The sequence below is a fragment of the Streptomyces fructofermentans genome (assembly GCF_014651055.1).
Lineage (GTDB): Bacteria > Actinomycetota > Actinomycetes > Streptomycetales > Streptomycetaceae > Streptomyces > Streptomyces fructofermentans.
The window spans coordinates 256,283-263,338 of sequence record NZ_BMWD01000007.1 but is presented as its reverse complement, the minus strand read 5'-3'; the positions used below and the strand labels follow the sequence as shown (position 1 = coordinate 263,338).

Annotated in this window: 6 protein-coding genes; 2 read left to right on the top strand and 4 right to left on the bottom strand. The window is 71.8% G+C overall.

Annotated elements, in window-relative coordinates; genetic code table 11:
- Positions 1-42: 42 nt before the first annotated feature.
- From IE265_RS12985 to IE265_RS12970, 4 genes are all read right to left on the bottom strand, one after another.
- Positions 43-1,905, bottom strand: coding sequence for an ABC transporter ATP-binding protein (locus IE265_RS12985; protein ID WP_190035714.1), 1,863 nt, complete (start codon positions 1,903-1,905; stop codon positions 43-45).
- A gap of 970 nt (positions 1,906-2,875) precedes the next feature.
- Positions 2,876-3,298: a DUF7144 family membrane protein gene (locus IE265_RS12980; RefSeq protein ID WP_190035625.1), complete on the bottom strand. Its 423-nt coding sequence runs from the start codon at positions 3,296-3,298 to the stop codon at positions 2,876-2,878.
- A gap of 34 nt (positions 3,299-3,332) precedes the next feature.
- The gene (locus tag IE265_RS12975; protein ID WP_190035624.1) at positions 3,333-3,794 is read right to left on the bottom strand and encodes an SHOCT domain-containing protein; all 462 of its coding nucleotides are present in this window, start codon (positions 3,792-3,794) and stop codon (positions 3,333-3,335) included.
- 119 nt (positions 3,795-3,913) lie between these two features.
- On the bottom strand, positions 3,914-4,576 hold the full coding sequence (locus IE265_RS12970; protein ID WP_190035623.1) for an HdeD family acid-resistance protein: 663 nt from the start codon (positions 4,574-4,576) through the stop codon (positions 3,914-3,916).
- Between the two features lie 270 nt (positions 4,577-4,846).
- Between IE265_RS12970 and IE265_RS12965 the strand changes: the two genes are divergently transcribed.
- Complete coding sequence (locus IE265_RS12965) at positions 4,847-5,485, top strand: potassium channel family protein (protein WP_229916154.1); 639 nt, start codon at positions 4,847-4,849, stop codon at positions 5,483-5,485.
- Entirely contained in the window at positions 5,482-6,891 is a 1,410-nt protein-coding gene (locus IE265_RS12960) for a DUF2252 domain-containing protein (RefSeq protein WP_190035622.1), read from the top strand. Before IE265_RS12965 ends, IE265_RS12960 begins: the two co-directional genes overlap by 4 nt.
- Positions 6,892-7,056: the final 165 nt, after the last annotated feature.

Below are 7,056 nucleotides of genomic sequence, written 5' to 3'. Positions count from 1 at the left end.
GGGTGGAACGCCGCTTCCAGTGTGCGGGCCCGGCACGCAGGTTCAGTTCCTGCCGTGCCTGGTCGCGGGGCCGGAGTCCGACAGCGCCGGACCACCGGGGCCGGTGAAGCCCGGCCGGGTGGGGTCGGGGACCTCGGGATCGGGGTCCGCGAGGGGCGAGTTGTCGCCGAGGAAGCCCCCCGACTGGTGGTGCCAGAGCTTGGCGTAGGCGCCGTCGGAGGCGAGCAGCTCTTGGTGGGTGCCCTGTTCCATGATCCGCCCGCGGTCGAGGACGACGAGCCGGTCCATGGTGGCGACGGTGCTCAGCCGGTGCGCGACCACGAGCGCCGTCCGCCCCTCCATGAGGTGCCACAACGCCTCCTGGACGAGGATCTCGCTCTCCGAGTCCAGCGCGCTGGTCGCCTCGTCGAGCAGCAGGATCGGGGCGTCGCGCAGGATCGCCCTCGCCAGGGCGACCCGTTGGCGCTGCCCGCCCGACAGTTTGACGCCCCGCTCCCCGACCAGGGTGTCGAAGCCGTCGGGCAGCGCGTCGGCGAACTCCGTGACATGGGCCGCCTCGGCCGCCCGGCGGATCTCGGCGTCGGTGGCCTCGGGCCGGGCGAACGCGATGTTGTCCCGTAGCGTGCGGTGGAACATCGCCGGGTCCTGCGGCACGTAGGCCATGAGGCTGCGCAGGTCGGCCTGGCGCAGTCTGCTGATGTCCTGGCCGCCGACCAGGATGCGGCCGCCGTCGATGTCGGTCATCCGCAGGAGCAGCCGGCTGAGCGTCGTCTTGCCCGCGCCGGACCGCCCCACGAGGCCGATCCTCGTGCCGCTCGGCACGGAGAGGTCCAGTTCCTCGAACAGCGTCTCCGCGCCCGCGTGGGAGAACGTCACCCGCTCGAAGCGGATGTCCGGGGCCCGGGGCAGCAGTGGTTCGGGGGAGGCCGGGTCGACGACGGTGGGAGGCGTCAGGAGCAGTTCGGTGAACTGCGCGGCCTCCGTCATCGAGCTCTCCAGACGGCGGTAGATCTGGTTGAACTCGAACATGATGCGTGTCGCGTTGGTGTAGTAGGTGAAGGCGACCACGACCGCCTCCACCCCGTGTCCGCCCCCGGCGAGCGCGACCGCGAGGAGCAGTCCGAGCGCGTTGGTCAGCACGGACATCGGCGCCACGACGGTGTCGATGCGCAGGTTGCCGTAGTCCCACGCCCTGAGCGTGAGCCTGCGCGACTCCGCGACGCGGGACCGGTGTTCTGCGGCCTCGCGCTCCTCGCCGGCGAACGCGCGGACCGTGTCCATGTTCATCAGGCTGTCGGCGACATGGCCCGACACGCGCGCGATGGCCGCCTCGCGCAGGTCGACGAGTGCCTGTCGGCGACGGATGAGCGGCGTCACGGACAGGGCCGTCAGCGCGAGCATCGACACGAGCCCGACCACGAGCAGCGGTTCGTAGCTCCACAGCACCACCGAACCGAACGCCAGGGGCACGAAGCGGCCCACGACGGCGAACGTCAGGGTGTCGACGAACTCCTCGAACCGGGAGGCGAAGCTCAGGACCCGTTTGGTCAGCGAACCGGCGAAGTTGTCGTGGAAGAACGCGGCGTCCTTGGCGCACAGTTCGTCCATGCCGACCACGTAGAGGTGCTCGATGCCGCGCGCGTCCAGCCGGTTCAGGCAGTGCAGGCCCAGGCGCCACAGGGTCTCCGCGAGCAGCAGGACCCCGGCGAACGCGAGGACGTACGGCAGTGCCGCGCCGACCGTCGGGGCGGGACCGGCCGCGATCCTGCCGACGAGCTTGGCGACGATCAGGGGGGCGACGTAGTTGATGCCGATGTTGCCCATCGCGGGGAGGAGCATCGCGGGCACCGAGACCAGTCGGTGCCGGACCAACTCCCGCCCGTAGTAGCGCAGTGCGAGGACCACCGAGCCCTTGCGCCGGGGCCTGCGTCGCTCCTCGGCCCTCACGTCCGACGCGGCCTCGGCCTCCGCCCCGGAAACGGGCTCGCGCGGCGCCCCGCGCCTGCCTCTCCCCCAGCCCCGACGGCCGGGCCGTGGCCGGCCCTTGTGCTGTTTCCCGCTCTCGCGCTGCTCCTCGACCGACGGAATCCCACGTGATTCAGGCGATGCCATCCCCACCCCGTGTCGTCGTACGACAGTCCGTCCCACCCTGTCCGGCCCTGCCGCCACCCCCGTGGACGTACGCGGCTCCGGTCCGGGTGCTCGCCGTGCTCGGCCCCTCCCACCGGCGGACGCGACGACGGAGTCCTCGCGCGATTCGCGGGGACGTCAGCGTGTGCACGGGTCGGCCGGGAAGAGAAGTGTCCCGCGACCGTGCTCACGCGGTCCAAGCGTTTTCGCCGCCGGCCGGAGCACGTGGGCACGCGCCGGGGTCGCACTCCCGGCTCCCGGTCCGCCGGTCGCGTCCGCGGCCCCCGTCGCCCGCCGTCCCGGCATCCGCAGCCGGCACACCGGCCCGTCGGCCCCCATCCGCGGACGGCCCGGTCCCGGCGGCGGCAGCCGCCGCCGGGACCGGGGCGGCGGTTCGTCTACGCCCGGTGCGGGACCGCGGGTGCCCGCGGCCGGACGACACACCTGCGCCCATGCGCGTACGGGGGCGTCGGGTCCGCGGTCCACGGGGGCGGTACCCGGCGGAGCACACCGAGGGACCCCGGTACGCAACCGGCCTGGTGGCCGATCCCGCACCGGGGTCCACGGCTCCCTCGGGTGCCGCTCCCACCCTCTCGTGGCGGCCCCTCCCGTCCGCTCCCGTCCCCTCCCGTCCGCTCCCGTCCCCTGCCGTCCGCTCCTGTCCGCTCCGGGCTCCGGCCGTCGGGGGCCGTACGCACCTGACGGGCCGTCGGACTCCCTCGGTCCGGACGGGACCGGTCGGCTCCTACATGTCCCGGGCGTCGCCGCGCCCCGCCACGCAGAGGGCCCAGATCACGAACCCCGACGCGGCGATCATCACGACCGACCAGACCGGGTAGTAGGGCAGGGACAGGAAGTTGGCGATGATGATGAGCCCGGCTATGACCACACCGGAGACCCGGGCCCACATCGCCCCCTGGAACAGGCCGAGGCTGACGATCACGGCGACCACGCCCAGTGCCAGGTGGACCCAGCCCCAGGCGGTGAGGTCGAACTGGAAGACGTAGTTCTCCGTCGTGACGAAGATGTCGTCCTCGGCGATCGCCGAGATGCCCCGGAAGATGTCCAGGACGCCGGCGATCATGAGGATCACCGCGCCGAAGGCCATCAGGCCGGTCGCCCATTGCTGCTTCGCGGTGTGTCCGCGCGCGGGGTGTGTAGCGGTCATCGTGCCGCCTCGTTTCTGTCGTGACGGTGTCTTGTCAGTGACCGGAGGGGGCGGAGGTGTCGCCGCCCGGCCGCTCGGAAGGACCTCGTCCGCTCAGGACCAGTTCCTTCGCCCTGCGGAACTCGTCGTCCGTGATGTCGCCCCGGGAGCGCATCTCGGACAGCTTCGAGAGTTCGTCCGCGTGACTGGGCGTCCCCGCGGTGTCCTTGATGTAGGAGTCGAACGCCTTCTGCTGCGCGCGGGCGTGGGTGATCTCGCGGGCGCCCATCTTCCGGCCACGGGCGATCACGTAGACGAACACGCCGAGGAACGGCAGGAAGACGACGAAGACCAGCCAGCCGCCCTTGCCCCATCCGCTGAGACCGTCGTCACGGAAGATGTCCGCGATGATCCTGAAGAGCAGGATGAACCACAGGATCCACAGGAACAGCCACAGCATGGTCCAGAAGGCGCCCAGCAGCGGATAGTCGTACGCGAGGTACATCTGCTCGCTCATGTCTCTCCTCCGTCCCGAGCACTTCGCCCGGCTGCGTCGTGCTGACCTCAGCGTGCACACGGCAAGGTCCGGATCACCTCACCCGGGGAGGGTGAGAGCGGAACCGACGGCTCCTGGAGTCAGCCCGGGAGGGTGGAACCGCGCGGGCCGGTGGTGCGCGGCCTGTGCAGGGCGGCTCGTACGGCGAAGGCGAGACCGAACTCGGCCACGCCGAGCAGAACCAGCCACAGGCCGATCAGCCGGGTCAGGGCCCGGGCCGTCTCGGTCGGCAGGGCAAGCACCACGATGCCCGCGACGACGCAGAGCAGCGCGATGCCGAGGATCAGGCCGCGGTGGGCGAGTTCCTTGGACGCGAGGGCGGTGTAGGCGGTCAGCATGCCGGACACCAGCCACACGATCCCGACGATGAGCGAGAGCGCGGCGATCGTCTGGAGCGGGTTGCGCAGGCACAGCACCCCGGCGAGGACGAACAGCACAGCGAGGAGCAGCCCCGGAAGCCATTCGCCCTGGTCCCTGCGGGAGAGCGCCGAGACGAACCGGAACGCTCCGATGACCAGCAGGTAGAGCCCGATGAGGACCGCGAGGACGTGGAGGGTCTGGTCGGGCCACACCAGGACCAGGATGCCCGGCACCAGGGTGGCGATCGCCGAGCCCAGAATCCAGGTCCACGAACCGCCGACGGACACCAGCAGGTCCGCGGGGTCGCCCGTCGGGGTCGTGTCCCGCCCGTACGGCGACTGGTCCGGGCCGGTGTCCGGTGCCGGGCCGTGCGATTCGGTCATGGCTCCTCCTCGTACGTCCGAAGGGGCCGCGACCCGGCCGCCCGGGGCGGCAGGCGCGCATGGTCCCTACGCGCGAGCCTCCCTCCCGGCGGGGCCGACCGGATCACCCCCGGCGGGTGAGCCCGCGGCACGGCCCCGGCGATCATGGTGGGTTTGCACCACTATCGAGGGGATGCGCACGTTCGAGGCGGGGCGCACGAGTCCACCCGTCCCTCGGCGGCCGGCGGTACGCGGCCGGCACTCCGGGTACGGCGCGACACGAGAGCCGAGGTGAGCGATCCAGTGGCCGACCAGTCCCCGCAGGCCCCGTCCGGCCCGGACATGGGTCCCGATCCGTGGTCCCTGCACGTCAGGCCCTCCCGTCGTGCGGCACTCCTGGCGATCGGCCGTACCGTCTCGATCGTGGTCGCGTTCGTCGTCGGCTACTACCTCCTGCCGCTCGACGCGCGGGGAGCGGGTGACGCGGCGCTGTTCGCCCTCGGGCTCCTGTGCGTCCTGCTGGTGTTCCTGTGGGAGGTGAGGACGATCGTGCGTTCGTCGCACCCCCGGCTGAAGGCGGTCGAGGCCCTGGCCGCCACCCTGGCGCTGTTCCTCGTCCTGTTCGCCGGCGGCTACTTCCTCCTGGAGCACTCCTCACCGGGCTCCTTCAACGAACCCCTCACCCGGACGGACGCCCTGTACTTCACGGTGACCACGCTGAGCACCGTCGGCTACGGGGACATCGCCGCCGACTCCGAGCCGGCGCGGGTGATGGTGATGCTCCAGATGGTGTGCGGCCTGCTGTTCGTCGGTGGCGCCGCACGGGTCCTCACGGGCGCGGTCCAGGCCGGTCTGCGTCAGCAGCACCGCGGCCCGCCGTCCGGCGCCGGGCCGGACACCAGTACCCCGGACCAGGAGGTCGGACCATGACCACACCGAACACGCCCACCACCTCGCTGACGCCCGCCGAGCGGGCGGCGTACGGCAAGAAGGCCCGTGAGCGGGCCCCGCGTTCGTCCCAGGCCTCTTTCGTGACGGGTCCGGGCCGGCCGGATCCGATCCAGGTGATCGAGCGCCAGTCCGCGACCCGGGTGCCCGAGTTGGTGCCGATCCGCTACGGCCGCATGCTCGAATCACCGTTCCGCTTCTACCGGGGAGCGGCGGCGATCATGGCGACGGACCTGGGGCCCCTGCCCGACTCCGGCCTGGAGGTGCAGCTGTGCGGTGACGCCCACCTGCTCAACTTCCGCCTGCTGGCCTCACCGGAACGCCATCTCGTCTTCGACATCAACGACTTCGACGAGACCTTCCCCGGGCCGTTCGAGTGGGACGTCAAACGGCTGGCGGCCAGTTTCGTCATCGCCGCCCGGGCCAACGGCTTCTCCTCACGGGAGCAGGACGACGCGGTACGCGCCTGCGTGAGCTCCTACCGGGAGCGCATGCGGCAGTTCGCCGGCATGCGGACCCTGGACGTCTGGTACGCGCAGGACGACACCGACCGGATGCGGCACCTGCTGTCCGCGTCGATGGACAAGGAGGAGAGGCGCCGCACGGCCCAGGCGACGAAGAAGGCGCGGTCACGTACGTACATGCAGGCCTTCGAGAAGCTCACCCGGATCACGGACGAGGGGCGGCGGCTCACCCCGGACCCGCCGCTGATCACCCCGCTGAAGGACCTGCTGACCGCCCGGGAGTACGACGTGCAGGCGAAGGAGCTCACCTCCGTCGTGGAGACGTACGCGCGGAGCCTGCCGCCGGAGCGCCGGTACCTGCTGGAGCGCTACCGCCTGGTGGACATGGCGAGGAAGGTGGTGGGCGTCGGCAGTGTCGGCACCCGCTGCTGGATCATCCTGCTGCTCGGCAGGGACGACGACGACCCCCTGATGCTCCAGGCCAAGGAGGCGCAGGAGTCGGTCCTCGCCGCCCATACGGGCGGCGCCCCGTTCGACAACCAGGGCTGCCGCGTGGTGACCGGTCAGCGCCTCATCCAGACGAGCAGCGACATCTTCCTCGGCTGGACCCATGTGCTGGGCCTCGACGGACGCGAGCGGGACTTCTACGTCCGCCAGCTCCGCGACTGGAAGGGCATCGCGCGGCCCGACACCATGGGCCCGGACCTGCTCACCTTCTTCGGGCAGATCTGCGGTGCCTCGCTGGCCCGCGCCCACGCCCGTTCCGGCGACCCGATCGCGATCGCCGCGTACATGGGCGGCGGCGACCGGTTCGACCGGGCCCTCATGGAGTTCGCGCAGGCCTACGCGGACCGCAACGAGCGGGACTTCGAAGCGCTGGGTGAGGCCGTCCGCTCCGGCAGGGTCACGGCCACGGACCTCTGACGGGTTCCGTGCGTCGGGGGCGGCACCGCGGGTCGGGTGCCGCCCCCGAGGCGTGCACCTGGTCCCGGCCACCGGACGCCTCGTCCCCGCCGCCGGCCTGCCCGTGCCTCGCAGTGCGGCTCCGTGGAAACGCTGCCGCGGGCGCTCCGTGTGCGGGTGGCCCGC